The sequence below is a fragment of the Azonexus caeni genome, assembly GCF_048146105.1.
Classification (GTDB): domain Bacteria; phylum Pseudomonadota; class Gammaproteobacteria; order Burkholderiales; family Rhodocyclaceae; genus Azonexus; species Azonexus aromaticus_B.
Genome location: NZ_JBKJAD010000001.1, coordinates 128434 through 155138, shown reverse-complemented (window position 1 = coordinate 155138; position 26705 = coordinate 128434). Strand labels below are relative to the sequence as shown.

Sequence of the window (26705 nt, the reverse complement as noted above, 5' to 3'; positions counted from 1 at the left end):
CCAGGCCCCTGCTTGTGATCGCATCTCCGGCTAGCGCGATATGGCGGCTGCAGACTTTTCATCAACGATACCCGCTCGCCCCGTGTTTCGCCATCGGGACGTTGTTGGGGATGCCTTGATGATTCAGTTCGCAGCCTGCTTGCCGGCCTCCAGGCAGCGCAGCAGGAGCAGGTAGAGCTGCTCGGGGTCGACTGGTTTGCCGAGGTGCTCGTTCATGCCGGCGTCCAGGCAGCGCTGGCGGTCTTCGCTGAAGGCGTTGGCGGTCATCGCGAGGATCGGTGTGTTCCGGTTGGGGCCGCCGGCGCGGATCGCCCGGGTGGCGTCGAGGCCGTTCAGTAGCGGCATCTGCATGTCCATCAGGATCAGGTCGTATTGTTGTTCGCCGGCCATGCTGACCGCCATTTCGCCGTTTTCCGCGAGGTCGACGACGAGGGCGACCTGTTCGAGCAGTTCCCGGGTGACTTCCTGATTGATCGGTTCGTCCTCGGCGAGCAGGATGCGGGCACCGGCATGCTGCTGGCGCAGGCGGATTTCGTGGTCGTCGGCCGTGGCTGGCAGTGCTGGCGGTTCATGCGCCGTCCGCCCGAGGCGGAGGGTGAACCAGAAGGTGCTGCCGACGCCGGGCTGGCTGTCGACGCCGATGTCGCCGCCCATCATGGCGACCAGCCGCTTGCAGATGGCGAGGCCGAGACCGGTGCCGCCGTATTTGCGGGTAGTCGAACTGTCGGCCTGTTCGAAGGCGTTGAACAGGCGCCGCTGGTCTTCGGGGGCGATGCCGATGCCGGAGTCGCGGATGGTAAAGCGGAGCAGGGCGTCGTCGGCGCTTTCGGCGACGATGTCGACGGCAAGGTCAATGGAGCCGCGTTCAGTGAATTTGACCGCGTTGCCGACCAGGTTGATGAGGACCTGGCCGAGGCGCAGCGCGTCGCCGACGAAGGTCTGCCCGCCGTTGGCGGGCAGCGGCCGGATTTCGAGACGGAGGCCCTTGTCCGCGGCCTTGTTGGCGAGCAGTGCGGCGACGTTGTCGAGTACCGGCGCCAGCTTGAATTCGACCCGGTCGAGGGTCAGCCGGTCGGCTTCGATCTTGGACAGGTCGAGGATTTCGTTGAGGATCAGCAGCAGCCGGCTGGCGGCTTCCATGGCGCGGTCGAGCTGGTGTTGCAGCTTGGGCTCGCTGACCCGGGCGCGGACCAACGAAACCATGCCCATGATGCCGTGCATCGGGGTGCGCAGTTCGTGGCTCATGTTGGCGAGGAAGGCCGATTTGGCCTTGTTTGCCGAGTCGGCGGCTTCCTTGGCGAGGAGCAGGGTCTGGTTGGCGATCTCGAGGTCGACGTTGAGCGCCTGGATGCGCGCTTCCGATTTCATCCGCTCGGCAACCTCGGCCTGCAGGCGTTCGTTGCCGCTGCGCAGTTCGGCGGCCTGGCGTTCGAGGTGTTCGGTGTGGCGCTGCAACTGACGGGCCATGTCGGCGAGCGCCGAGGACAGCGTGCGGACTTCGCGGATCGGCGTTTCCGGCGCTATTACCGTCTGCCAGTCGCCGGCGGCCATGCGCGAGGCCTTGCGGGCGAGGCGGGCGAGCGGGCGGGAAACCCAGTCGGTGGCGAGCAGCCCGACGACGATGCCGAAGACGCCGATGACCAGGGCGAGGTAGGCGAGGTTGCGCAGCATGCCGGCGGTCAGCACGTCGAAACGCGATTGCGGCAGGATCACGCCGATGCTCAGGGCGGGGCCGTTTTCCAGGGCGATGGTGTGCCATTCGAGCAGATGGCGGGCGCCTTCGTCGGCGAAGAAGCGCGAACCCTCGGCGCCACCGTCGGGCTGCATCAGCGCACCGGCTGCCTGCAACAGGGGGTCGCCACTTTCGGCGAGGCGGAAGCGCTGGCCCGAGTCGAGGATGGCAGCCGGCGTCGAGCTGGCGAGCAAGCGGTTTTCGCTATCGGCGAGGAAGGCAATGCCACCGCTTTCGTCGGTCAATTCACGAAGCAGGGTGGAGAGCTGGGAGAGTGCGACATCGGCGCTGGTGACGCCGATGAAGCGGCCGGCTGGATCGTAGAGCGGTGCCGACATGCCGATGCCCATGGTGTCGTAGGCACCCTGCTGGTCGTTGATGGTGTAGCGGTAGGGTGGGTACCAGGCCATGCGCCCCGAATCGCGGGCGGCGATGTACCAGGGACGGGTGCGGGCGTCGAATTCGTCGTTGCCGTAGCCGACCAGCGAGGTGCGGCGGGCGGCGTCGTCTACGCGATAAATCTGCATGACGCGTTGTTCGGCAAGACGCGCATAAAGCAGGCGCAGGCCCTTGTCGTTGCCGAGCGGTGGCCGGCTGCCGGCGTAGTATTCGCCATCCGGCATGCCGGCGGAGATGAAGGTGAGCAGGGGTTGTTGCCGGATCTGCAGGAGGAAGTCCTGCATCATCCGTGGCCTGTCGTTGGTGTCGAGGAGCCCGGCGCGGGCTCGCTCGACGTTGAAGGCGACGACCCGTCGGGGGACATCGAAGAAGTTGCTGACGCGGTTGTGGGCGCGCTGACTCAGACTTCCCGCAGCGGTCCGGGTGAACTGGTCGGCGGCGTCGCCGGCATTGCGGTAGGCGATCCAGCCGCTGATGCCGATGATCGGCAGGAGGACCAGGAAGAGGGCGCCGAGCAGGAAGCCGCGCAGGCCGATCTGGCGCTTTCCCGGCAGCCGGATGGCGATTCCGGTCAGATTGCCGGCGCCGGCACCGGCGCGGACGGCAAGGAGCAGCGTGAGCAGGGCAATGATGCCGCGTATCGTCCAGTTGCGCAGCGGGCTGGCCTCGTTTGTCGGCACCGCGGCGAGTCGCCACTGGCCGCCTGGCAGGTCGAGGTCGATCGCCACATGTGGCTGCTTGAACAGTGCCGGATCGCCAAAGAAGGGGGCGCCTTGGGCGCCGCTGCCGTCGCGGCCGCGGATGGCGAGGGAGAAGCTCGGCGTGGCGCCGAGCAGGCCGGCATCGGCAAGGACGCCCTCGAAATCGATGGCGCAGGAGACGATGCCCTGGAATACCTGCGCCTTGCCGTCGCCCGCAGCGAAATAGACGGGGGTGCGGCCGACCAGCCCGAGGCGCTGGTTCTGGACCAGTTTGACCGGCCCGGTGAGAACCGTATCGCGGGTCGCCATCGCCCGCTCGACGCCGGTCATGACGTACGGCCGGTTGGCGTAGTTCATGCCGAAAACGGCTTCGTTGCCGGCAAAGGGATGGACGAAGACGACTTCCATCTGGCGCGACAGCGTGATGTTGATCAAGCGTGGGTGGCTGGCAACCAGCCTTTCGGCGAGCGGCCGCAGGCGGGCTTCGTCGATGCTGTAGTCGGCGGGCAGCGCGGCGGCGAAGTCGTAATTGACCTGCAGCATCTGCTTGAGCGTTTTTTCCAGGCGCGACGCGGCGCCCTGCAGGCGCAGTTCGGTGGCGCGCATGGCCGTCCGTTCGCCCTGGCGCTGGTTGAGGTGCTCGATGGCGCCAGCCAGCAGCCAGCCGCCGAGGAGGATGGGCAGTACCCGTAGCCAGGTGGCGCTGTTCAGGGAACGCAGGGAGGGCATGCTTGCTTGCCGCACAGGGATGATTTCATGCGGCCATGTTCCGGGATTCGTCCCCGGCAAGCAACTGGAAGCGGCGGCAGAATGTTCAGGTGCGCTGTCGTGATGACTGCCAGCGCTTTTCCAGTTCCATGCCGAGGAAGATGAAGAGGCCGATCGCCAGCGGGGCGAGCCAGTGGCGCAAGGCGAGCGGTGTGGTGGCGAAGGCGGCGTTCATGAACGGCAGGTAGACGAAAGCCAGTTGCAGCAGCAACAGCACGCCAACCGCCAGCCAGGCAGCGCGATTGGTGAACAGCAGGTCGCGGCGCAGGCTGCAGGTGGTCAGGAAGCGGGCGTTGAACAGGTAGAAGGCCTGGGCGACGACCAGCGTATTGACCGCTACCGTGCGCGCCAGATCGAGCGGCATGCCAAGCGCCAGTTCGCTCTCGAACATGGCGATGGTGGCGCCGCCGATCAGCAGCGAGACCAGGACCAGTCGCCACAGAAAGGCGGCATTGAGGATCGGCGTTCCCGGGCGCCGCGGCGGGCGCCGCATGATGCCCGGTTCGGCCGGTTCGAAGGCGAGCGCCAGCGCCAGTGTGATGGCGATGATCATGTTTACCCACAGGATCTGCACCGGGGTCAGCGGCAGGGTGAGGCCGAAGACTACCGTCGCCAGCATCACGAAACCCTGGCCGCCGTTGGTCGGCAGGATGAACAGGATGGCCTTTTTGAGATTGTCGTAGATGGTGCGGCCTTCCTCGACGGCGCGCTCGATCGACGAGAAGTTGTCGTCGGCGAGGACGATGTCGGCGGCTTCCTTGGTTGCTTCGGTGCCCTTGATGCCCATCGCCACGCCGACGTCGGCGCGCTTCAGCGCCGGCGCGTCGTTGACGCCGTCGCCGGTCATCGCGACGACCTCGCCGTTGGCCTGTAGCGCGGTGACGATGCGCAGCTTGTGTTCGGGGCTGGTGCGGGCAAAGATGTCGCAGTCGCCGACGATGCGCCGCAGTTGTTCGTCATCGGCGGCTTCCAGCTCGGTGCCGCTGACCACCTTGAGCGATTGCGCGCTGCCGATGCCCATTTCGATGCCGATGGCGCGGGCGGTGCCGGCGTGGTCGCCGGTGATCATCTTGACCCGGATGCCGGCGGCGTGACAGGAGGCGATCGCCTGCACGGCTTCCGGGCGCGGCGGGTCGATGATGCCGATCAGGCCGAGGAAGACCATTCCGTGATCGAGGTCGTTTTCGCTCAGGCGGACGTGCGCGTCATCGACGCGGCGGGCGGCGGCGGCGAGCACGCGCAGGCCTTCCTGGCTGAGGCGGTCGATCTCGCGTTCCCACCAGGCCCGGTCGAGCGGCACCGGCTGGCCGTCGGCGCCGAGCTCTTCGCGGCAGCGGTCGAGCAGGCGGTCGGGGGCGCCCTTGAGCAGGATGCGGCGCAGGCCGGTCGGCGTGCTGGCGAGCGTGGCCATGAACTTGTTGGCCGACTCGAAGGGGATTGTCGCGTGCCGGGTATGTTGGCCCGACGAGAATCCCGCCTTGTGCGCCAGGGTGCGTAGTGCGCCTTCGGTCGGTTCGCCGGTGACGCACCATTGACCGGCGTTTTCCGCGACATGGGTATCGTTGGCGACGGCGATGACCTCGATCAACGCGTGCAGATGGGCGTGTTCGGCCAGTTCGACAAACTGCCCGTCGAGCGTGATGTCGCCCTGCGGCGCATAGCCGCTGCCGCTGACCAGGTAGTTGCCGGCGCGGGTGATGACATGGCGGGCGGTCATCTCGTTCTTGGTCAGGGTGCCGGTCTTGTCCGAGCAGATGACGGTGACCGAACCCAGCGTTTCGACGGCGGTCAGCCGGCGGGTGATCGCCTGGCGTTGCGCCATGCGCTGCACGCCGAGCGCCAGCGTGATGGTGAGGATGGCCGGTAGCCCTTCGGGAATGGCGGCGACGGCGAAGCCGATGGCGGCGAGCAGGACTTCGCCGAGCGGGAGGCCGTGGAGACCGATGCCGACCACCAGCATCAACGCGGCAAGGCCGACGATGAGCACCGACAGCTGCCTGCCGAACTGCGCCATCTGCCGGGTCAGCGGTGTCTGCAGGGTTTCCACTTCGGCGATCAGGCGGTTGATGCGACCGATTTCAGTGCTGGCGCCGGTGGCGATGACGATACCGAGTGCCCGGCCGGCGGCGACCAGGGTACCGGAATAGGCCATGCAGGCGCGGTCGCCGATGCCGGCGTCGGCGGCGACCGGGTCAATGCGCTTGTCACTGGGCACCGATTCGCCGGTCAGTGCCGATTCCTCGATGCGCAGGTTGGTCGCTTCCAGCAGGCGGAGGTCGGTCGGGACGCGGTCGCCGGAGCGCAGGCGGACGATGTCGCCGGGTACCAGTTCGGCGGCGTCGATCTGCCGCCATTTCCCCTGGCGCCGGACCTGGGCGCTCGCCGACAACATCTTGCGGATGCCGGCCAGCGCCGCCTCGGCCTTGCCTTCCTGGAGGAAGCCGATGATCGCGTTGATGACGACGACGCCGAGAATGACCCCGGTGTCGATCCAGTGGTGGAGCATGGCGGTGATTACCGCGGCGCCGATCAGGATGAGGATCAGGATGTCCTGGAAGTGCTTGGCAAAGCGCCTGAGGAGGCTGTCGCGGGGTGGTGCGGGCAGGCGGTTGGGGCCATGCGTGGCGAGCCGGCGGGCTGCCTCGTCGTCGTCCAGGCCGGCGCGCGTGGCCCGCAAACCGCTCAGTACCTGGGCGGCGCTCAGGGCATGGAAGTCGGTGGGGGCGGGCGGCGGCACTGGCCTTCCTGTGGCGCCGGCCTACTGGCGGGGGCCGTCGGCGGCCAGGGTGCGGATGATCTGTACGCAGTCGATGTCGGACTGCTGGTAAGCCGATTTGATGTAATCGATGTAGGCCTGGTCTTCGGCGGCGAGCGCGGTGGCGTAGATGAAACGCAGGCAGAGTTGCTCCGGCGCCGGTTCCTCGATGCGGATGGTCAGGCTGCCGCCGGGGTGTTGTTCGCCGGGCTCGATCTCGAAATGCACCCATTCTTCGACCGCCATGGTGACGCGGTCGCAGATGCGGGCGGCGCCGAAATCGAGTTCGCGGCGCAGGAAGGCGTCGTCGCGCTGGAGCAGGGTGCAGGACTCGAGGCCGGGCAGGAAGGGCAGCGGATGGTAAACCCGCTGCAATAGCCCTTCCCAGACCTGGCGGCGGTTCAGCGGAACGATCAGCGGATTGCCGGGATCGTTGATGACGATCAGGTGTTCGAAGTTCATGCCCAGATGGTAGCATCGTCACATGCAACTTGAACGTATCCTGCAAAAGCACGGCTTTGGAACGCGCAAGGCCTGCCGGGCAATGATCCGCGACGAGCGGGTGGCAATTGCCGGCAATCTCCTGGCCGATCCCTTCGCCGATATCCCCACCGCCGGACTGGTGTTCACGGTCGACGATGTCGACTGGCCGTTCTGCGAGTTCGCCAGCGTCCTGCTGCACAAGCCGGCCGGCTACGAGTGCTCGCGCAAGCCGCAGCACCATCCTTCGGTCCTTGAACTGCTGCCCTTGCCGCTGCGCGAGCGCGGCGTCCAGCCGATCGGCCGCCTCGACGAGGACACCACCGGCCTGCTGTTGCTCACCGACGACGGCCAGTTGAACCATCAGCTATCGTCGGGCAAACGCAAGGTGCCCAAGGTTTATCTGGCGACGGTGAAACATCCTCTCGATGCCGGGCAGATCGGGCAACTGCTTGCCGGTGTGCTGCTCCATGACGAGCCGCAACCGGTGGCCGCGGCCGCCGCCGAAATCGTTGATGAACTGCACTTGCGCCTGACGGTGACCGAAGGCAAGTATCACCAGGTCAAGCGCATGGTCGCCGCCGTCGGCAACCGGGTCGAGGCCTTGCACCGCGAGGCGCTGGCCGAGCTGATCCTGCCGCCAGACCTGGCACCCGGACAGTGGCGCTGGCTGACGGCAGAGGATTACCAAAACCTGGGAGTCGCACGATGACCCTGACCGAGATGCGCTACATCGTTGCCTTGGCTCGCGAACGCCATTTCGGCCGGGCCGCCGAGGCCTGTCATGTCAGTCAGCCGACGCTGTCGGTGGCGCTGAAGAAGGTCGAGGGGCAGATCGGCGCCGCGCTGTTCGAGCGTACCGCGACCGATGTCCGCATCACCACGCTGGGCGAGCGCATCGTCGAGCAGGCGACGCGCGTGCTCGCCGAGGCGGTCAAGCTGGAAGAAATCGCCGAGGCTACCGGCGACCCGATGAGTGGCCAGTTGCGCGTCGGCATCATCTACACCATCGCCCCCTATCTGCTGCCGCAACTGATCCCGGCACTCAGCCGGCAGGCGCCGAACATGCCGCTGTTCCTCAAGGAGGACTTCACCGCCAACCTGATTCCGGCGCTGAAATCCGGCGAGCTCGACGTCATCATCATTGCTCTGCCGTTCGCCGAGCCGGGGCTGGTGGCGCAGGCGGTATACGAGGAGCCGTTCCGCGTCGTCGTCCCGGCCAACCATCCCTGGGCCGGGTACGAAGCCATCGACGCCGATGAACTCGACGGTCAGAATCTGCTGCTCCTCGGCCAGGGCAACTGTTTCCGCGATCAGGTCCTGGAATCCTGCCCGCGCCTCAATGGCCAGGATGCGCTTGCCCATTCGCTCGAAGGCAGTTCGCTGGAGACCATCCGCTACATGGTGGCGAGCGGCGCCGGTGTCGCCGTGATGCCAAGTTCGGCCGCCGATCCGCTGCTCGACAAGGAGCCGTTGGTACGCGTCCTGCCCTTCGTCGGCACGCCGCCGTCGCGCACCGTCGGTCTGGTCTGGCGGGTGACCTACCCGCGCTCGCAGGCGATCGACGCGATGCGGGCGGCGGTCCTTTCCTGCCAGTTGCCCGGCGCCACCGCCAGACGCTGAGGTTTCACATGAAACCGCGCCGACTTCTCCTGGCCTTCCTTTTTTGTCTTGCCGGGAGTCAGTCGGCAAGTGCCGCCCCGGAGCGGGTCAGGGTGGTCAGCGACGAGAATTTTCCGCCTTACATCTTCCTCGGTGCCGATGGCACGCCTGAAGGTTACCTGGTCGATCTCTGGAAACTCTGGGAGAAGCAGACCGGCATCCGCGTCGAGTTGACGGCGACAGCCTGGGCCGAGGCGCAAGCGATGATCAGCCGTGGCGAGGCCGATGTCATCGAGGCGATCTACCGGACGCCGGGGCGCGAGGGCAGCTATGAATTTTCCCAGCCTTATTCGACCCAGCACATCTACATCTTCGCCGATCGTTCGATCAGCGGCATCAGCGGACCGAACACGCTGAAGGGCTTCCAGATCGGTGTCGAGCAAGGCGACGCTTGCATCGAGATGCTGGAACGCCAGGGAATCACCAGCCTGCAGCGCTATCGCGACTATTCGCAGATGATCCAGGCGGCGATCGATCAGGAGGTCAAGCTGTTCTGCCTCGACGAGATTCCAGCTAATTTCTATCTCTACCGGATGCACGCGCAGGAGCGTTTCCAGAAGACTTTCCAGTTGTATAGCGGGCAGATGCACCGCGCAGTGCGCAAGGGCGAGGGCGAACTGCTGGCGGTGGTCGAGGCCGGCATGGCGGCAATCAATCCGGCCGATGTCGAGGCTCTGCGCGAGAAATGGATGGGCCAGCCGCTGCGCTTGGCGCCCTACGCGCGTTATTTCACCCTGGCGATCGTTGGTCTGCTGCTGCTCGGCGGTTTGCTGTTGCTCTGGGTCCGCACCCTGCGCCGGCAGGTGCGGCAACGCACTACCGAACTGGACCTGCGGCGCGCCCAACTGGCAACGCTGGTCGATACGATTCCCGATCTGGTCTGGTTGAAGGACGCCAAAGGCGTCTATCTCGCGTGCAACCGGCGCTTCGAAAAGCTGTACGGACATCTCGAATCGGCGATCGTCGATCGTACCGACTACGACTTCGTCGATCGCGAGACTGCCGACTTTTTCCGGGCCCGGGATGAGGCGGCGATTGCCGCCGGTGGCCCGGTGAGCAACGAGGAATGGCTCACTTTCGCCGATGGCGGCGAGCGCCTGCTGTTCGAAACCATCAAGACGCCGATGCTCGACAGCGACGGCCAGCTTATTGGGGTGCTCGGCGTTGCCCGCGAGATCACCGCTCGCCGGCGGGCGGAGGACGCGTTGCGGGCGAGCGAGGAAAAGCTGCGCATTGCCCAGTCGAGCGCTGCGCTCGGCATCTGGGAGGTCAATCTGGCGGTTGGCGTGACCTACTGGTCGCCGGAGGTCGAAGCGATGTACGGCATCGCCATCGGCAGTTTCGATGGCCGTCAGGCAAGCTGGCTGGCGCGCGTGCACCCCGACGATCGTTCCGCGGTGCTGCAGGCGGTGGGGGAGTACATGCAGCGCAACGAGGCATTCGATCTTGCCTTCCGCATCGTCCGGCCGGATGGCGAGGTGCGCTGGATCGCCTCGCGTGGGCAGGTGCATCGTTCCGCGCAGGGGGCGGCGGAGCGCATCATCGGCGTCAATTTCGACATCACCGAGAAGAAACGGACCGAAGAGGAACTGCAACACTATCGGGACCAGCTCGAGGAACTGGTCGACGAGCGGACCCGCCAGCTGGCGCAGGCCCGTGACGCGGCCGAGGCGGCAAATCGCGCGAAAAGCGCTTTCCTGGCCAACATGAGTCACGAAATCCGGACGCCGATGAATGCCATCATCGGCATGTCGCATGTGCTTCGCCAGAGGCTCGATTCCCCGGAACTGCTCGACAAGCTTTCCCGCATTACCTCTTCGGCCGATCACTTGCTCGGCATCATCAACGACCTGCTCGATTTCTCGAAGATCGAGGCCGGTCGCCTGCAGCTTGAGGCCAAGCCCTTGCATCCCCTGCAGGTGCTCGACAGCGTCGTGTCGATGATCACCGAGCAGGCGCAGGTCAAGGGGCTGGAAGTGAACTACCGTTGCGCCGACTTCCCGGAAACCCTGCGTGGCGATGCCGGGCGTCTGATCCAGGCGCTACTCAACCTGGCTGGCAACGCTGTCAAGTTCACCCGCGAGGGCGAGGTCGAATTGCTGGTCGAGCGCGTGGCGGAAGACGTCGATGGCGTCCTGGTTCGGTTTTCGGTCCGCGATACCGGGATCGGCATTCCGCCGGAAGTGATCGAAAAGCTGTTCTCGCCTTTCCAGCAGGCCGACGATTCCACGGCCCGGCGTTACGGTGGCACCGGCCTCGGGCTGGCGATCACCCGGCGGCTGGCCCGGCTGATGGGGGGCGACGCCGGCGTCGACAGTGTACCGGGGGCGGGGAGTCGCTTCTGGTTCACCGCCCATCTGCAACGGGAAGGGCAGAACGGGGGCCATTACCTGCCGGAAAGGGTGCCTGGCGAGCACCCCGAGCGGCTGTTGCAGGAGGCTTTCGCCGCTTCGCGTATCCTGCTGGTCGAGGATGACCCGATCAACCAGGAGGTGGCGGCGGAGTTGCTCGAAAACGTCGGGCTGATCGTCGAACTGGCGGCCGATGGGCAGGTGGCCGTGGACAAGGTCAGCCAGGCGGCGCATCCGTTCGCCTTGATCCTGATGGACCTGCAGATGCCCAGGCTGGGCGGGCTGGAGGCGATGGCGAAACTGCGCGAGTTGCCGGGCTTTGCGACGCCGGTGATCGCCATGACGGCGAACGCCTTCGCCGAGGATCAGGCGCGCTGTCGCGCTGCCGGCATGGTCGATTTCATCGCCAAGCCGGTCGATCCCATTCTGCTCTACGAAACCCTGCTCGAATGGCTGCGCCGCGGGCGCCAGGCCGGCTGATCAGCCGGCGGCCTTCTTCTTCGCAGGTGCCTTGGCCGACGGAGCCTTCTTCTCGAACTCGAAACCGACCTTGCCTTCGTTGACCGCCAGATAGGCCGAGAACTTGCGCTTCGTCCGGTTGGAGACGAATTCCTTCAACAGGTCGGTCTTGCCGGTTTCCAGCATCTTCTTCATCTGCACCGGTTCGACCGGTTGCTGCAGGATGATCTTGCCGGATCGGAAATCGCAGGTCTTGTCAGGGCCGACCGATTTCTCGCAGACATAGCTGCTGCCGTGATCGAACACGTTGGCGGCGCACTTCGGGCATTTCCCCAGGCTTTCCTGGCCCGAAAAATCGACTGGCTCGGCGCTGGCTTCGTCGGCCTTGTCCTGGCCGAAATCGAACTCCGGCAGGTGTTCGGCGTTGAGCTTGATCGCTGCCGCGAAGCTGCGGCCCATCTTGTTGCGGAAACCGGTCAGCGGGCCGACCTGGCCTTCGGTGAGCAGGGTTTCGACTTCGGCCAGTTCGTACTGACGGCCGGCGACGATCTTCCACAGCGAATAGTCGCAGCCGCTGCACTGGAATTTCTTGTAAGTCTCGCGGATGACGCCGCCGCATTTCGGGCAGGGCGCCTTCAGAACGCCAAAGTCGCCGGGGATGGTGTCGCTGTCGTAAGACTTGGCACGCTCGACGATGTGACGGGTCATTTCGGCGATCTCGCGCATGAACTCGTCGCGCGTGAATTCACCCTTTTCGATGCGGCCGAGCTTCCATTCCCAGTCGCCGGTGAGTTCCGGCTGGGTCAGTTCCTCGACACCGAGACCGTTCAACAGCGTCATCAGGTTGAAGGCCTTGGCGGTCGGGATCAGTTCGCGGCCTTCGCGCAGCATGTACTGTTCGCCGATCAGGTTCTCGATGATCTGGGCGCGCGTCGCCGGCGTGCCGAGGCCGCGGCCGGCCATTGCCGCCTTCAGTTCCTCGTCGTCGACCATCTTGCCGGCACCTTCCATGGCCGACAGCAGGGTGGCTTCCGAATAGCGCGGCGGCGGCTTGGTGGCGCTGGCCTTGACCGTGACTTCCTCGGTCTTGACCTTTTCGTCCTTGTCGACCGCGACCAGGTTGCCTTCGTCACCAGTCTGGCCTTCCTTGCCATGGACGGCGAGCCAGCCCGGGTTGACCAGGACCTTGCCCTCGGTCTTGAACGGGTGGCCTTCGACCCGGGTGATGCGGGTGGTGACCAGGTATTCGGCGGCCGGGAAGAACACTGACAGGAAGCGGCGGACGACGAAGTCGTAGAGCTTCTGCTCGGCTTCGTTGAGGTTTTTCGGCGCCTGCGGCGTGGGGATGATGGCGAAGTGATCGCTCACCTTCGCGTTGTTGAAGATGCGCTTGTTCGGCAGCACCCAGTTGCGTGCAAGGATCTGGTGCGCGAACGGCGCGTAACGGGCGAGCAGCACTTCATCGTGACCCTTGCCGGCGCCTTCGCCGGTGAGCACGCGCATCGTTTCCTTGACCGTGGCCAGGTAGTCCTCGGGCAGGCAGCGCGAGTCGGTCCGCGGGTAGGTCAGGACCTTGTGCTTTTCGTAGAGCGCCTGGGCCAGGCCGAGCGTGGTCTTGGCCGAGAAGCCGAAACGGCTGTTGGCCTCGCGCTGCAGGCTGGTCAGGTCGAACAGCAGCGGCGACAGGCGGGTTTCCGGCTTGGCTTCCTCGCTGACGACGCCGGGCTTGCCCGAGGTCGCCGCCTTGATCGCTTCGGCGCGGGCGACTTCCCAGAGTCGGTCGGCACGGGCGTGCTCGTCGTCCTGCTTGCCCTTGAAACCCTCGTCGAACCACTTGCCGGTGTAGCCGCCAGCCTTGGCGGCGAATTCGGCCTCGACTTCCCAGTAATCGCGCGGCACGAAGTCGCGGATCTTGCGCTCGCGCTCGACGACGATCGCCAGCGTCGGCGTCTGCACGCGGCCGACCGTGGTCAGGTGGAAGCCGCCGGTCTTCGAGTTGAAGGCGGTCATCGCCCGGGTGCCGTTGATGCCGACCAGCCAGTCGGATTCGGAACGGCAGACGGCGGCGTCGGCCAGGCCCTGCATTTCGCTGCCCGGGCGGAGCCGGGCAAAGCCATCGCGGATCGCCTGCGGCGTCATCGACTGCAGCCACAGCCGCTGCACCGGCTTGCCGGCCTTGGCGTGCTGGACGATGTAATTGAAGATCAGCTCGCCTTCGCGCCCCGCGTCACAGGCGTTGATCAGACCGGTCACATCCTTGCGCTTGATCAGCTTGTTGAGCACGCGCAGGCGCGGTGCGCTCTTCTCGATCGGGTTCAGCGCGAAATGCGGCGGGATCACCGGCAGGTGGGCGAAGGACCACTTGCCGCGCTTGACCTCGAATTCTTCCGGACAGGCCAGTTCGAGCAAATGGCCGACGGCCGACGAGACGACGTATTCGTCGTTTTCGAAGTATTCGTCGTGCTTGGTGAAACCACCGAGCGCCTTGGCGATGTCGCTGGCGACGGAGGGTTTCTCGGCGATGATCAGTTTTTTGCTCATGGGGTCTGCCTGTCAGGTGCCGGGCATGATAAGTGGGCGCCGGACGGATTGGCAAGGGCGGTTACGATTCAGCGCCGGATCAGTCAATACGCTGGTAACGGTTACCCGGCAGGATGCCGATGCGCCCCGCCAGCTCCAGCGTCAGCAGTTCGCCGTGCAGAACGTCGGCAGGCATGCCGCTGCGCTCGACCAGTTCATCGAAGTTGCAGGGGTCGTGGCCGATCACGGCCAGCAATGCCGGTTCGCGTTCGTCGGTGGGTGGCGTTGCGCTTTGGCCTGGCGGGTTACCAAGTTCCTCGAGAATGTCATTTGCCGTCTCGACCAGTTTGGCGCCTTCGCGGATCAGGCGATGGCAGCCGCGTGACTGCGGCGCATGGATGGAGCCGGGGATGGCGAAGACTTCACGTCCCTGTTCGCCGGCCTGGCGGGCGGTGATCAGGGAACCGCTCTCGACGGCGGCTTCGACGACCAGGACGCCGAGCGAGAGGCCGGCGATGATGCGGTTGCGGCGCGGGAAGTTGGCAGCGATTGGTGGGGTTCCGAGCGGGAACTCGGAAACGATTGCGCCGCGTTCGACGATGCTCAGCGCCAGGTCACGGTTGCGTGCCGGGTAGACCCGGTCGGCACCGGTGCCGATGACGGCGATGGTGGCGCCTCCGGCGGTCAGTGCGCCGTGGTGCGCGGCGGTGTCGATGCCCAGCGCCAGGCCGCTGACGATGCTCAGTCCTCTTTCGGCCAGCGCGGCGGAAAACTGCCTTGCGTTGCGCAGTCCCTGGGGCGTTGCGTTACGGCTGCCGACGATGCCCAGGGCCGGGCGCTGGAGTAGCGAGGGATCGCCGCGCACGAAGAGCAGCGTTGGCGGGTCGGCAATGTTGAGTAGCTGGCCGGGATAGGCAGGGTCGGCCAGAGTCAGGATGTGTTGATTCGGCTGTCCGGCCCAGTCGAGGTGGCGTTCGATGGCGTCGCCAAGCGGGAAATCCAGAAGCAGTTCGAGCTTGCTGCCGATGACGCTGCGCAGCTTGCTCGGGCTGGCGGCGAAAACGGCCTCGGGTAAACCGAAAGCAGCGAGAAGCTTGCGTTGCGTCTCGCTGCCGATGCCAGGAATCAGGGCTAGCCGCAACCAGGCGGTCAGTCCCTGAGTGTCGATCACGGATTGCGGGCTGCGTCGCCGACGATTACCGACTTCGAGGATTCGATGACCAGTGCGTAGGCGACATGATCGAAGGTGCGGAAAACGAAGGCCAGACCGTAACGTTCTTCCGGAATCGTGGTTTCCTCCCGCTTGATATCGGCGTCCAGGTGCAAGGCAGTGCGTTTGCGATACAGAGCCACGACATGACCGTGCTCGATACCGTCGGCTTCACCGCGGTTGATCGTGACCACCGAGCCGGCACCGCCTTCGTTGATGGCACCATAGATCGACATGATCTGGGCGCGCACTTCGACTTCCGGCGGATGTGGCACGTAGGCGACGATATTCTGCTCGGGGGCCGGCTTCAGCCAGTCGCCGCGGGTGACCTCTTCCTTGGCCATGGTGATGCGCACCGTTGCCGGCTCACCCGGACGAGTCAGGCGGGCGTTGCCGAGGAAGAAGGCTTCGTGGGCGACGACCTTGCCGGTTTCCGGATCGGTCAGCGGCTTGCCCGGGCGGAAGACATGCCATTTTTCGATGCTGGCATCCGGGATGCCACTGACGTAGGCGGTGTCGCCATTGCCGAGGACGACGCGGTCTTCTTCGGTGGCGACGATGCGGGCAGCGGCCTTTTCGTCCTCTTCCGAGATGATCAGCGGTTGCGAGATGAAGGGCTCGATGGCGTTTGCCGGGATGCTGGAAATGTTGCCGCTGGCTGCGCTTTCATAAACCTTGGGCTGAAGCCGGCCGGAAAGCGGTTTGCCCAGGCGCAGACGGGGATTGCCATCGGAGAGGTCGAGCCAGACAACGTCGCCGGGATAAATCAGGTGCGGATTCTTGATCTGGTCCTTGTTGAGACGCCAGATTTCCGGCCAGCGCCAGGGTTTTTTCAGGAATTTCCCGGAAATGGCCCACAATGTGTCGCCTTTGACTACGACATGGCGGTCCGGCGGGTTGGCAACCAGTTCCAGCGGCTCGGCGGCCGTTGCACAGATAGCTGTCACAGCCAGGATCAGCGCGGATATAATGCGAAGCATGGGTAATCCCTCACGTACCGGTGGAACGCACTGCAGATTCGTTGGTCCAAATAGCCTCTGCAAGTCACGTTCATATCTCGAGAATTGCTTTAGATTCTGCATGTAATCCTCTAAGCAAGCAAGCATTTTCACCCTGTTTTCCATGGCACTATTACCCATTTTGCGTTTTCCCGATTCCCGCTTGCGTAAAGTCGCGGCACCGGTCACGAAAATTGACGATCGCATTCGCCGACTTGCTGCCGACATGGCGGAGACCATGTATGAGGCACCGGGCATCGGCCTTGCTGCGACGCAGGTCGATGTGCACAAGCGGCTGGTGGTGATCGACGTTTCCGAAGACAAGAGCCAGCTACGCGTATTCGTCAATCCCGAGGTCGAGAGCGCGGAAGGTCTTGCGCTGGGCGAGGAGGGCTGTCTTTCGGTTCCCGGAATTTACGACAAGGTCGAACGGGCCGAGCGGGTGCGTGTCCGCTACCTGGACCTTGACGGCAACGCCCAGGTGCTGACCGCGGAAGGACTGCTCGCGGTGTGCATCCAGCACGAGATCGATCATCTCGACGGCAAGGTTTTTGTCGATCATCTTTCCCAACTCAAGCAGACGCGGATCAAGAGCAAGCTTGCCAAACAGGCGCGTGTCACCGCATGAAGCTGATTTTCGCGGGAACGCCGGAGTTCGCGGCACAGGCGCTGCAGGCAATCGTTGGCGCCGGGCACGAGGTGGTGCTGGTCCTGACCCAGCCCGACCGGCCTGCCGGACGCGGCATGGCCTTGCAGCCGTCGGCGGTGAAGCGGGTGGCGCTGGCGCATGGCATCGAGGTTTTCCAGCCTGCGACGCTGAAGGATGCTGACGCTCAGGCACGGCTGGCGGCGTGCGGAGCGGAGGCGATGGTCGTCGCGGCCTACGGGCTGATTCTGCCGCAGGCGGTGCTCGACCTGCCGCGCCGCGGCTGCCTCAACATCCATGCCTCGCTGCTGCCACGCTGGCGCGGCGCGGCGCCGATCCAGCGCGCCTTGCTGGCGGGCGATGCGCAGACCGGCGTCTGCATCATGCAGATGGAGGCCGGCCTGGATACCGGCCCGGTCCTGCTGCGTGAAGCCTTGCCGATCGCCGGCGATGACACGACGGCAAGCCTGCACGACAAGCTGGCCGACTGTGGCGCCCGGCTGATCGTCGAGGCGCTGGCCCGGCTGCCCCTGCCGGCGATGCCGCAGCCGGCAGAAGGCGTCACCTACGCGCACAAGATCGAAAAGGCGGAGGCCGCGATCGACTGGACGAAGCCGGCGGTCGAACTGGATCGCCACCTGCGCGCCTTCAATCCCTTCCCCGGGGCCCAGGCCCAGCTCGCCGGGCAGACCGTCAAGCTGTGGGCGGCCAGCCCTTGCGCCGGCAGCGGCCGTCCCGGCGAAATCCTGGCGATCGATCGCCAGACCCTGGTCGTCGCCTGTGGCGAGGGCGCATTGGCGATCCGGGAGCTGCAGAAGGCCGGCGGCAAGCGTCTGCCGGTACAGCAATTCCTGGCCGGCAATGCGCTGCGCGTGGGCGACTTGTTCACTGCTGCCGCCTGAATTCCCGCGGCGTTTCATGTGAAACCCGCTGGCGGCAGATGGTGTCGAGCAGGCCGCCAAGTCGCCAGCCGGCTTCGCTGATCCGTCGGTCGGCAATCTCTCGGGCCCGCGCCTGATAGGTGGCATCGATCAGCTGTGCCACGCTGCCAGCGTTTTCCGGGTAGAGCGAAGGTAGCAGGGCGCGGCTTTCGCGTAACCAAAGCGCCTCGTTGCCCTGTCGCGGCGGCGACTGCCCGGCGAGCAGGGCACCGGCTTTTTGCCGCAGGCGTTTGCCGCGCAGTCCCGACTTGCCCGGCAGGTCATCCCACCAGGTGTGCAGGCTGACGAAGGGCCGGCGCACGTCAGCAGGGTCTTCCACCAGCAAGCTGTTGCCGCCGTGGTCTACGGGGTAGCCGGCATGGAAGGGTTGGTGCAGGTCGGCCACCAGATGCGCCAGCCAGGGCAGGGCCCAGGCGATTCTTGCAATGTCAGGCGTCGTTCTCACGGTTTCGGTCAGGGCGACGATCTGGCGATCGAGTTGTCCGCGGCCACGTTTGCCCAGGTGATCGAAATCGACGTAATGCCAGTCGCTGTGCCGCTGTATGTCGGGAAAGCCCGGTAGCGGGGAGGTGGCCGCCTCCTCGGCAAAGCGTGGATCGTGGCGGATGCTGTCGGGCCAGGTGCTGGCCTCGGCAAAGATCAGCGCGCTGTCGTCGGCGCCGGCCTTTTCCCGCCAGCGGCCGTGGTCGGGGTGGTGACGCAGCGCTGCGTCGACGCAGGCGCGGGTTTCCGGCGCCATCCCTTGCCAGGCGATGATGGCGCTCAGACGGTGGCCGGCGGCGTTCCAGGCGAGCACATCGGTGCTGGCGAGGACGGTGAGCAGGAAGATTAACAAAGGACGCATGCCGGAATTATGCCCCGTGCGATAATCCGGGCCATGTCACGTTTGCCTTCCAATTCACTGGCCTACGCCTTGCGCCAGGCGGCTCGCATCGATGCGGCGGTTTTTGCCGGCCAGAGCCTGGCCGACAATCTGCTCGCGCGGGTCGAGGCGGTGGCGCGCCCGGCGGTGCAGGACCTGGTTTATGGCAGCCTGCGCGCTTACGGTCGGGGCGACTTCTTCCTCGCCCGCCTGCTTGAGCGTCCGCTGGCGGTGGACGAAGTGCGGGCCTTGCTGCTGGTTGCCCTGTACCGGCTCGAAACCCGGCCGGAGGCGGTGCATACCGTCGTCGATCAGGCGGTTTCGGCTGCCGGCGAAATCGCCCATGGCAAGTTCCGCGCCCTGGTCAATGGCGTGTTGCGCAGCTTTCTGCGTCAGCGGACGGCGCTGGAAGCGGCCTTGCAAGCCGATCCGGTGGCCCCGAACCAGCACCCGGCGTGGTGGTTGCAGGAACTGCAGGCGGCCTGGCCGGAACAATGGTCGGCCATTGTCGCGGCCGGCAACCAGGCGCCGCCGATGGCGCTGCGGGTCAATCGCCGGCGTTGCAGCCGTGCCGACTACCAAGCGCAACTGGCGGCGGCGGGAATTGCCGCCAGTCCGCTCGGCGACGATGGACTGACGCTGGCACAGCCCGTGCCGGTTGATCGCCTACCCGGCTTCTTTGATGGCCTGGTGTCGGTCCAGGATCCTGGTGCGCAGCGTGCCGCCGAACTGCTGGCGCCGGCGCCGGGCAGCCGGGTGCTCGATGCCTGTGCCGCACCCGGCGGCAAGACGGCGCACCTGCTGGAGCGGGCCGATCTCGACCTGCTGGCGCTTGATCTCAAACCCGCCCGCTGTCGCCGCATCGAGGATGGTCTCGGTCGTCTGTACCTGGCGGCGAAGGTGGTCGCGGCCGATTGCACGCAGCTAGATCAATGGTGGGACGGCCTTCCCTTCGATGCCGTGCTGGCCGACGTGCCCTGTACCGCCAGCGGCGTCGTGCGGCGTAATCCGGACGCCAAATGGCTGCGGCGTCCGGAGGACATCGCCAGCTTTGCCCTGACCCAGTCGCGCATCCTCGATGCCCTGTGGCAGGTGCTCAGGCCGGGCGGTAAACTGCTCTATGCGACCTGCTCGGTCTTCCCCCGGGAAAACCAGCGGCAGATCAGGGGTTTCCTCGCTCGCCAGCCGGCAGCGGGGATCATTCACGAAGAACAGATACTTCCCGATGCGGAGCGCGATGGCTTTTTCTACTGCCTGCTCGAAAAGCGTTCTTGAACGTTGCCGTGCCTGGCTGCTACTGCTGATTTTCCTGCCGGTGTTCGGCTGGGCGGCGGATATCGAGGTGCGCGACCAGCGCCTGACTGCGGGCGACGACGCCTACGTGCTGGCGGCCGATTTCCGTTTCGAGCTCAGCCCTCGCCTGGAAGAAGCGGTCAATCGTGGCGTCGTGCTTTATTTCGTCGCCGAGTTCGAACTTGCCCGCGAGCGCTGGTACTGGTTCGACCAGAAGCTGGTCAGCAAGCAACTGACCTACCGTCTCTCCTATCACGCGCTGACCCGGCAATATCGCTTGAGCACCGGTGGCTTGCACCAGTCCTTCGCAACCCTGGGCGAGGCCCTGGTCATGCTGCGTCGTTTGCGCAACTGGCAGGTGATCGAGCGCAACGACCCGGTGGCAGTTCCCGGCAGCACCTACCAGGCGGCCTTGCGCCTGCGGCTGGACATTGCCCAGTTACCGCGTCCCTTCCAGATCAGCGCGCTCGGCAGCAAGGACTGGAATCTCGAGTCGGACTGGAAAATCTGGTCGGCGACCCTGCCGCCCCCGCCTACCCCTGCTCCCGTGCCGGAGGATAAGTGAAGCGACTCCTCGCTGCCGCCGGGGCGCTGGCTGCCGCCATCGGCGGCATTCTCTGGTTCCTGCTGCTGATGGCGACGGAAGCCGACACCGTCGTCTTCTCGCGCAACTACCCGCTGCTGGTCGGGCTCAACGTCGTCCTGGCGCTGGCCATGCTGGCACTGGTCGGCTGGCAGCTGAGCACCTTGTGGCGCGATTATCGGGCGCAGGTCTTCGGTGCCCGTCTCAAGCTGCGTCTGATGCTGATGTTCGGCGTCATCGCGGTGTTGCCGGGGGCGCTGGTGTATGGCGTTTCGGTGCAGTTCGTGACGCGCTCGATCGAAAGCTGGTTCGACGTGCGGGTCGAAAAGGCGCTGGAGTCCGGCCTGCAACTGGGGCGCTCCTCGCTCGATTCGCTGCTCGAGAACCTCTCCCAGCGGGCGCGCGACATGGCCGACGAATTGTCGGTAGTGCCGGAAACCGCCCAGCGTTCGGCACTGTTCCGTCTGCGCGAGGAGCGCGGCGTCCATACGGCGGCGCTTTTTTCCCTCAGCGGCCAGTTGTTGTCCAGCGCCACCGGCGACCTCGGCAACCAGCTACCCAATGCGCCGAGCCAGGCCCAGTTGCGCCAGGCTCGTGCGGCGCAGGGCCTGAGCGGGGTCGAAGGCGAGAACGAACGGATGTTCATGCGCGTGCTGGTGCCGGTGACTTCGCTCGAGCTTTTCGCCGAACCGCGCATCCTGCAAGTGACCCAACGGGTGCCGGCCACGCTGGCGCTCGATGCGGAAGCGGTCCAGGATGTCTACCGTGACTATCAGGAACTGCAACTGGCGCGTCAGGGCCTGACCGGGATTTATGCGCTGACGCTGACGTTGACCGTGCTCGTCGCACTGTTCAGCGCTTTCGCGCTGGCCTTCTGGATGGCTCGCCGGTTGGTGGCGCCGATGTACATCCTGGCCGAGGGTACACAGGCCGTGGCGCAAGGAGATTTCTCGCAGCGCCAGGCGATCTACAGCGGCGACGAACTCGGCGTGCTGACCCAGTCCTTCAACCGGATGACCCGCCAACTGGCCGACGTCCGGCGCGAGAACGACCGCCACCGGGCCTACCTGGAATCGATCCTGGCCAACCTCTCGGCCGGGGTGCTTGTTTTCGACCGTGACTTCCTGTTGCGTACGGTCAATGGCGGCGCGAGCAGCATCCTTGATGACGATTTTGCCGGCCTGATCGGCCTGGCACCGGCGGACTGGCCGCGCCAGCAGGTTCTCGCCGCCTTCATCGACCAGCATTTTGCCGGCACCGACGAACCGGAGTGGCGGGCGCAACTGGAAATCGAGCGGCCGAACAGTGCGCCGCAGGTGCTTTTGCTGCGCGCCTCGCGCCTGCCGGAAAGCAGTGGTGGCGGTGACGTCGTCGTCTTCGACGACGTCACCAACCTGATCGCCGCCCAGCGCACCGCCGCCTGGGGCGAAGTGGCGCGGCGTCTGGCGCACGAGATCAAGAACCCGCTGACGCCGATCCAGCTTTCCGCCGAGCGCCTGCAGTTCAAGCTGGCCGAGCGCCTGAGCAACGGCGATGCCGAGATGCTTTCGCGCGGTACGCAGACGATCATCGCCCAGGTGCAGGCGATGAAGCGGATGGTCGACGATTTCCGCGATTACGCCCGCAAGCCGGTGCTGGAAGTCGCGCCACTCGACCTCAACGGCCTGCTGCGCGAAGTGCTCGGGCTGTATGAAAGCTCGTCGGTGCATTTCGACAGCCGCCTGGGTGAGGGTTTGCCGCAGGTATGCGGCGACGCGACCCAGCTACGGCAGATCATCCACAATCTGTTGCGCAACGCCGAGGATGCCCTCGAAGGACGCGCCGACGGGCGGGTCGAGATCGTCACCGAAGTGGCCGGGCGTTGCGTCCGCCTGCGCATCACCGATAACGGTCCGGGTTTCCCGGTCGAGTTGCTGCCGCGCATCTTTGAACCGTATGTGACGACCAAGGCCCGGGGTACCGGGCTCGGTCTGCCCATCGTCAGGAAGATCGTCGATGAGCATCAGGGTAGTATAGAAATCAGCAATGCGCCGGCCGGCGGTGCGCGGATCGACATCCGCCTGCCGCTGGTGCGGGACAAGGAGGCCAAGCATGGCAATCATTCTGGTCGTTGATGACGAAGTCGGCATCCGCGAACTGCTTTCAGAAATCCTGATCGACGAGGGCTACGACGTGCGCCTTGCCGAGAACGCCACGGCGGCGCGCCGCGTGCGTAGCGAGCTACGCCCGGACCTGGTGCTGCTCGACATCTGGATGCCGGATACCGACGGCATTTCGCTGCTCAAGGAGTGGCATGCCGGCGGGCACCTCAACATGCCGGTGGTGATGATGTCCGGTCACGGGACGATCGATACCGCGGTCGAGGCGACGCGCTTCGGTGCCTTCGACTTCCTGGAAAAGCCGATTGCCCTGCAGAAACTGCTCGGCAGCGTGCAGAAGGCGCTCAAGCACGACGCGCCGCCGACGCGCCCGCCGCTGACGCTGGAAGCTTTTTCCCGCCTGCCCTTCGTCAAGGAATTCCGCCGCCGGCTGGAGCAGGCGGCGGCCAAGGCCTCGGTGGTGCTGATCAAGGGCGCCACCGCCGGCATGGCGGAGATCGCCGCGCGTACGCTGCTGGCGCCACGCGCGCCCTGGCTCGACCTGTCGACGACGAGCAGTGCGCTGAGCCAGGAAGTGCTGGAAAAGACCAGCGGCGGCATCCTTTTCGTTCCCGATCTTGCCGCGTTGGGCAAGATGCAGCAGATGAACCTGGCCTTTGCCGTCGACCGCGCCGACAAGCTCAACCTGCAACTGATCGCCGCCAGTACCACGCCGCTTTCCGTGCTTGCCGAGCATGGCTGGGACAGCAAGCTGATCGCCCGCCTCGGCGAGATCTGGGTGGCCTTGCCGGCGCTCGCTGGTCATGTCGACGATCTGCCGGAAATCGCCAGCCTGCTGCTCGGCAATTTCGTCGAGCGTGGTGAAGTACCGCATCGGCGTTTCTCGACGGCGGCGCTCAACGCCTTGCGCACGTTGCCCTGGAAACGCCATGCCGATGCCAGCTGGAACGTTCTCTACGGGTTGGTGCGCAATCTGGCGCTGACCGCGCTCGACGACGAGATCGACGCTGACGACGTGGCCCGGGTGATGCCCGAGCAGGAGGAGGAGAGCGGCGCCGCGCTTTCCTTCCTGCCGCTCTTCGAGCAGCCGCTGCGCGAGGCGCGCGATGCCTTCGAGAAACTCTACTTCGAACATCACCTGCGCCAGGAAGGCGGCAACATGACCCGGCTGGCGGAGCGTTCCGGGCTCGAACGCACCCACCTCTACCGCAAGCTGAAGCAGCTCGACATCCGGCTCGGCAAACGCAACGACGAATGAGGATGGGGGAGGGGGCATGAAGATCGTCATTCTCGGCGCCGGCCAGGTCGGCGCCAGCGTTGCCGAAGGCCTGGTCTCGGAAGAGAACGATATCACCATCGTCGACCAGGACCCGCAGCGTCTCGCCCAGTTGCAGGACCGCCTCGACCTGCGCACCGTCGTCGGTGACGCAGCGACACCGTCGGTGCTGCGCAGTGCCGGGGCCGAGGACGCCGACATGGTGATCGCCGTGACCCAGAGCGACCAGTCCAACCTGGTCGCCTGCAAGCTGGCGCATTCCGTCTTCAACATCCCGACCCGTATCGCCCGCCTGCGTTCGCGCGACTTTCTCGAAGACGAGGTGCTGCTCTCGGACGACAACTTCGCAGTCGATTTCGCGCTCTGCCCGGAACAGGTGATCACCGACTACATTCGTCGCCTGATCGAATTTCCGCGCGCCCTGCAGGTGCTCAACTTTGCCCGCGGCCGGGTCTGTCTGGTCGGCGTCCGCGCCTACGACGGCGGGCTGATCGTCGGCAAGCCGATCAAGGCCATGCGCGACCTGCTGCCGCCGGAAATCGATGCCCGCATCGCCGCCATCTTCCGCGACAACCAGCCGGTTTTCCCTGAGGGCGACACCATCGTCAAGAGTGGCGACGAGGTCTTCCTGCTCGCTGCCACCGAGAACATCCATCCGGTCCTCAACCAGCTGCGGCGCGAAGTCAGCCGGGTCGAGCGGATCATGATCGCCGGTGGCGGCAACATCGGCCTGCGCCTGGCCAAGTCGCTGGAAGGGCATTACGAGGTCAAGCTGATCGAAGGCCGGCGGCCGCGCGCCGAACTGCTCGCCAACGAACTCAACGACACGCTGGTGCTGTGCGGCGACGCCACCGACGAGGAATTGCTGGAGCAGGAAAACATCGGCGAGATGGACCTCTTCCTCGCCATGACCAACGACGACGAAGACAACATCATGGCCGGCAGCCTGGCCAAGCGCCTTGGCTGCAAGCGCGTCGTCGCCCTGATCAACCGCCGTGCCTACGCCGAGATGATCGAGGGCGGACCGATCGACATCGGCATCTCGCCGGCCCAGGTCTCGATCGGCACGCTGCTCGCTTACGTCCGCCAGGGCGACGTCGCCGAAGTTCATTCGCTGCGTCGTGGCGCCGCCGAAGCGCTGGAGATCGTTGCCCACGGCGACCGCAATACCTCCAAGGTGGTCGGCCGCCGCATCGATGAAGTCGAGTGGCCACGCGGCGTCACCGTTGCCGCCATGGTGCGCAATTTCGAAGAACCGATGGTTGTCGGCCAGACCGACGACTGGACGGCGATCACCCGCTACGGCGAGGTGGTGATCGCCCACCACGACACGGTGATCGAGCCGGACGACCATGTGATCATATTCTGCACGCGCAAGAAGCTGGTGAAGAAGGTCGAGAAGCTGTTCCAGGTCGGTTTCCATTTCCTGTGAGCCCGCAGGTCATGACCCGTTTCGCTTCCGTTCATCGCGCCCTCGGCATGATCCTGATGCTGTTCGGTCTGGCCCTGCTGGCGCCGCTGGTCGTTTCGCACAGCGCCGACGATGGCGCGCAGCGCGCCTACGATCTGGTCTTCCTGCTCACCGAGTTGTGCGGCACCTTCCTCTGGTACCGCTACCGCCACAGCTCCCGCGATCTCAGCGTGCGCGACGGCTTCCTGCTGGTGGTCCTGGTGTGGACGGTGTTGCCGGCGTTTTCCGCGCTGCCGTTCATGATCCAGCTCGGCATGAGCCACACCGACGCCTACTTCGAAGCGGTTTCGGCGCTGACCGCGAGCGGCGGCACCGTGATGTCCGGGCTCGACAGCCTGCCGCATTCGATCAACCTCTGGCGTCACCTGATGCAGTGGCTGGGCGGCATGGGGCTGATCGTCCTGGTCGTCGCCATCCTGCCGATGCTCGGCATCGGCGGCCGGCAGATGCTCGCCGCCGAGATCCCGGGGCCGATGAAGGACAACCGCCTGACGCCGCGCGTCACCCAGACGGCGAAAGGCCTGTGGCTGATCTATGTGGCGATGACGATCGCCTGCATCCTCGCCTATGCCTGGGCCGGCATGAGCTGGTTCGATGCCTTCTGCCACGCCTTCTCGACCGTCTCGCTCGGTGGTTTCTCCACCCATGATGCCAGTCTGGGCTATTTCGCGTCGCCGACCATCGAATGGATCTGCCTCGCTTTCATGTTTTTCTCCGGGGTCAATTACGCCACGCATTTCCTGGCGCTGACCGGGCGCTCGCTGTTCGTTTACGGTCGCGATCCGGAGGCCGGCTGGTTTGTCGGCATCCTGTTCGCCAGCGGTTTCGTCCTCGCCAATTACCTGTGGAAGGAGGGCAGCATCGCCGACATGGACGAAGCCTTCCGGCTCGCCCTGTTCAACGTCGTTTCGGTGGCGACCACCACCGGCTATTCGACCATCGATTACGGCCAGTGGCCGATGTTCGCCGGCCTCTGGATGCTGTTCCTGTGCAGTTTCTCGACCAGCGCCGGATCGACCGGCGGCGGCATCAAGATGATGCGCGCCCTGCTGCTCTACAAGCAGGTCTATCGCGAACTGGTCCGCGCCATGCACCCGGCGGCGGTCTACAACGTCCGCCTCGGCGGCGCCACCGCGCCACAATCGGTGCTGTTCGCAGTACTGGCGTTTGCTTTCGTCTACATGGTCAGCATCGTCTCGATGACGCTGATCCTGGCTTTCACCGGCCTCGACATCGTCACCGCGTTCAGCGCCGTCGTCGCCAGCATCAACAACACCGGCCCCGGGCTGGGCCTCGTCGGACCGCATTCGAACTTTTCAGTCCTTGGCGATTTCCAGACCTGGGTGTGTACGTTTGCGATGCTGTTGGGACGGCTGGAGATCTTTACCTTACTGGTGGTTTTGACGCCGGCGTTCTGGAGGAAGTAGAGAGGCTGGGTTTCAGCGCCTGGCTTGCGGGCGTGTTAGGTCGTTTAACCACTGGGTTCCGCCGTTGACCGG

The 26705-nt window shown here is 65.4% G+C and carries 18 protein-coding genes; 11 read left to right on the top strand and 7 right to left on the bottom strand.

Translation table 11 applies throughout. The annotated features are described in order from the left end of the window. Positions 1–123: 123 nt before the first annotated feature. The 3 genes from ACLIIZ_RS00680 to ACLIIZ_RS00670 form a co-directional block, all read right to left on the bottom strand. Positions 124–3561, bottom strand: a complete 3438-nt coding sequence (locus ACLIIZ_RS00680; protein ID WP_416690230.1) for an ATP-binding protein — start codon at positions 3559–3561, stop codon at positions 124–126. Between the two features lie 85 nt (positions 3562–3646). Further along, positions 3647–6337, bottom strand: coding sequence for a cation-transporting P-type ATPase (locus tag ACLIIZ_RS00675; RefSeq protein WP_416690228.1), 2691 nt, complete (start codon positions 6335–6337; stop codon positions 3647–3649). A 21-nt stretch (positions 6338–6358) separates the two neighbouring features. Further along, complete coding sequence (locus ACLIIZ_RS00670; protein ID WP_416690226.1) at positions 6359–6817, bottom strand: SRPBCC family protein; 459 nt, start codon at positions 6815–6817, stop codon at positions 6359–6361. 22 nt (positions 6818–6839) lie between these two features. Here ACLIIZ_RS00670 and ACLIIZ_RS00665 point away from each other — a divergent pair, with 22 nt between their 5' ends. Genes ACLIIZ_RS00665 through ACLIIZ_RS00655 form a run of 3 tightly spaced genes read left to right on the top strand, consistent with a single transcriptional unit; the run spans position 6840 to position 11328 of the window. Next, the gene (locus tag ACLIIZ_RS00665; RefSeq protein WP_416690224.1) at positions 6840–7547 is read left to right on the top strand and encodes a 16S rRNA pseudouridine(516) synthase; all 708 of its coding nucleotides are present in this window, start codon (positions 6840–6842) and stop codon (positions 7545–7547) included. Beyond that, a complete protein-coding gene (locus ACLIIZ_RS00660) occupies positions 7544–8458 on the top strand; it encodes a hydrogen peroxide-inducible genes activator (RefSeq protein WP_416690223.1) in 915 nt (304 codons plus the stop codon). Before ACLIIZ_RS00665 ends, ACLIIZ_RS00660 begins: the two co-directional genes overlap by 4 nt. Positions 8459–8466: 8 nt before the next feature. Further along, entirely contained in the window at positions 8467–11328 is a 2862-nt protein-coding gene (locus ACLIIZ_RS00655) for a PAS domain S-box protein (protein WP_416690221.1), read from the top strand. Here ACLIIZ_RS00655 and ACLIIZ_RS00650 read toward each other — a convergent pair whose 3' ends face one another. The 3 genes from ACLIIZ_RS00650 to ACLIIZ_RS00640 all read right to left on the bottom strand — a co-directional run bounded on the left by ACLIIZ_RS00650 (position 11329) and on the right by ACLIIZ_RS00640 (position 16017). Continuing rightward, entirely contained in the window at positions 11329–13848 is a 2520-nt protein-coding gene (locus ACLIIZ_RS00650) for a DNA topoisomerase III (RefSeq protein ID WP_416690219.1), read from the bottom strand. Between the two features lie 79 nt (positions 13849–13927). Further along, positions 13928–14998, bottom strand: a complete 1071-nt coding sequence (dprA, locus tag ACLIIZ_RS00645; RefSeq protein WP_416690217.1) for a DNA-processing protein DprA — start codon at positions 14996–14998, stop codon at positions 13928–13930. After that, the gene (locus ACLIIZ_RS00640) at positions 14995–16017 is read right to left on the bottom strand and encodes a LysM peptidoglycan-binding domain-containing protein (protein ID WP_416690216.1); all 1023 of its coding nucleotides are present in this window, start codon (positions 16015–16017) and stop codon (positions 14995–14997) included. The genes dprA and ACLIIZ_RS00640 overlap by 4 nt, the downstream gene beginning before the upstream one ends. Before the next feature lie 142 nt (positions 16018–16159). Here ACLIIZ_RS00640 and def point away from each other — a divergent pair, with 142 nt between their 5' ends. Beyond that, positions 16160–16663, top strand: coding sequence for a peptide deformylase (def, locus tag ACLIIZ_RS00635; protein ID WP_416690214.1), 504 nt, complete (start codon positions 16160–16162; stop codon positions 16661–16663). Then, positions 16660–17583 carry a methionyl-tRNA formyltransferase gene (gene fmt / locus ACLIIZ_RS00630; RefSeq protein WP_416690212.1) on the top strand — a complete coding sequence of 308 codons (924 nt, stop codon included), beginning with the start codon at positions 16660–16662 and terminating at the stop codon, positions 17581–17583. The genes def and fmt overlap by 4 nt, the downstream gene beginning before the upstream one ends. Here the strand turns inward: fmt and ACLIIZ_RS00625 are convergent. Beyond that, positions 17567–18466 carry a S1/P1 nuclease gene (locus tag ACLIIZ_RS00625; protein WP_416690210.1) on the bottom strand — a complete coding sequence of 300 codons (900 nt, stop codon included), beginning with the start codon at positions 18464–18466 and terminating at the stop codon, positions 17567–17569. The genes fmt and ACLIIZ_RS00625 overlap by 17 nt on opposite strands. Positions 18467–18499: 33 nt before the next feature. On the opposite strand from ACLIIZ_RS00625, the gene rsmB reads away from it, so the two are divergent. Genes rsmB through ACLIIZ_RS00595 form a run of 6 tightly spaced genes read left to right on the top strand, consistent with a single transcriptional unit; the run spans position 18500 to position 26633 of the window. Continuing rightward, positions 18500–19759, top strand: coding sequence for a 16S rRNA (cytosine(967)-C(5))-methyltransferase RsmB (gene rsmB / locus ACLIIZ_RS00620; protein ID WP_416690208.1), 1260 nt, complete (start codon positions 18500–18502; stop codon positions 19757–19759). Next, positions 19722–20342, top strand: coding sequence for a DUF4390 domain-containing protein (locus ACLIIZ_RS00615; RefSeq protein WP_416690207.1), 621 nt, complete (start codon positions 19722–19724; stop codon positions 20340–20342). Before rsmB ends, ACLIIZ_RS00615 begins: the two co-directional genes overlap by 38 nt. Next, the gene (locus ACLIIZ_RS00610; RefSeq protein ID WP_416690206.1) at positions 20339–22474 is read left to right on the top strand and encodes a sensor histidine kinase; all 2136 of its coding nucleotides are present in this window, start codon (positions 20339–20341) and stop codon (positions 22472–22474) included. The genes ACLIIZ_RS00615 and ACLIIZ_RS00610 overlap by 4 nt, the downstream gene beginning before the upstream one ends. Further along, positions 22452–23717 carry a sigma-54-dependent transcriptional regulator gene (locus ACLIIZ_RS00605; RefSeq protein WP_416690205.1) on the top strand — a complete coding sequence of 422 codons (1266 nt, stop codon included), beginning with the start codon at positions 22452–22454 and terminating at the stop codon, positions 23715–23717. Before ACLIIZ_RS00610 ends, ACLIIZ_RS00605 begins: the two co-directional genes overlap by 23 nt. Positions 23718–23733: 16 nt before the next feature. Next, positions 23734–25167, top strand: a complete 1434-nt coding sequence (gene trkA, locus ACLIIZ_RS00600; protein ID WP_416690203.1) for a Trk system potassium transporter TrkA — start codon at positions 23734–23736, stop codon at positions 25165–25167. 11 nt (positions 25168–25178) lie between these two features. Beyond that, positions 25179–26633: a TrkH family potassium uptake protein gene (locus ACLIIZ_RS00595; RefSeq protein WP_416690201.1), complete on the top strand. Its 1455-nt coding sequence runs from the start codon at positions 25179–25181 to the stop codon at positions 26631–26633. The last annotated feature ends 72 nt before the right edge of the window (positions 26634–26705 follow it).